Below are 1034 nucleotides of genomic sequence, written 5' to 3'. Positions count from 1 at the left end.
ACATAAGGAACAAGGCTCGGGCGCTCGTCTTCGAACGCCTCCCAGACTGTCCTGTCCCTAAATTCCGGGTGCGTGTTCGCTTTGGCATAGGCCAGGCACCGATCTTCCAACCATGCATTCAACTCGGCGTAGGATTTGAACTTTGGGCGCGGCACGAAGAAGCGCCGCCGGATGACACCAACCTGGTTCTCAACCTGACCTTTCTCCCAGCCAGAAGCCGGGGTGCAAGCGACAGGATCGACCAGATAGTGGCCACACATCTGCTGGAACCGGCGATTGTATGCCCGATCCTTGCCCACGAAGATCGTATCAACCGCAGTCTTCATGTTGTCATAGATGCCCCGAGCACACGCCCCGCCTAAGAAGGCGAACGCCTTGTCATGAGCGTCAAACACCATCTCCTGCGTCTCGCGCGGATAGGCCCGAACGAACAGCATCCGGCTGTGACAAAGGCGAACATGCGCGACCTTCACCGTGACCGTCGCGCCGTTCAGGATCACGATCTCATGGCTCCAATCGAACTGGTAGGCTTCGCCGGGATCAAAGCTCAGTGGCACATAGGCCGCCGCAGACGCTTCCCGTGCCGCTTGCGACCAACTGGCCGCATAGCGCCGCACCGCATCATAGCTGCCGTCATAACCCCGGTTGCGCAGCTCCTCATAAATCCGAACCACCGTCAGGCGCTGGCGTTTGGGCTGTCGGGCATTCTCAGCCAACATCTCGTCCAGATCGGAGCGCCAGGGATCGATCTTGGGGCGGGGTTGCGTGGATCGGTCATAGCTGAACTCGGTGACCCCAGAGCGTACAACCTTGCGCACTGTGTTCCGCGACACTCGCAGCTCACGGCAAATCTGCTTGATCGACTTCCCCTGGATAAAATACGCCCGCCTGATCTTTGAAATCGTCTCCACAACCAACATCCCCAAGTCGCTCCCTCAAATCCGTGAGAAAGCTACCGAAATCAAATATCAGGGGGGTCAAATTTGGACGCCGATTACCCCAATACCGGGGTCAATTTTGCATGCCGGTTCACA

At 57.8% G+C, this 1034-nt stretch carries 1 protein-coding gene; it reads right to left on the bottom strand.

Annotated features, from left to right (window positions below; all coding sequences use genetic code 11):
• On the bottom strand, positions 1 to 920 hold a 920-nt coding region (gene istA / locus F3H26_RS19315; protein WP_149777581.1), incomplete at its 3' end, for an IS21 family transposase.
• Positions 921 to 1034 lie beyond the last annotated feature (114 nt).

This window comes from Ruegeria intermedia (genome assembly GCF_900129345.1).
Lineage (GTDB): Bacteria > Pseudomonadota > Alphaproteobacteria > Rhodobacterales > Rhodobacteraceae > Ruegeria > Ruegeria intermedia.
Note: the sequence above shows the minus strand (reverse complement) of the source record. Positions and strands in the feature narration are given on the sequence as shown.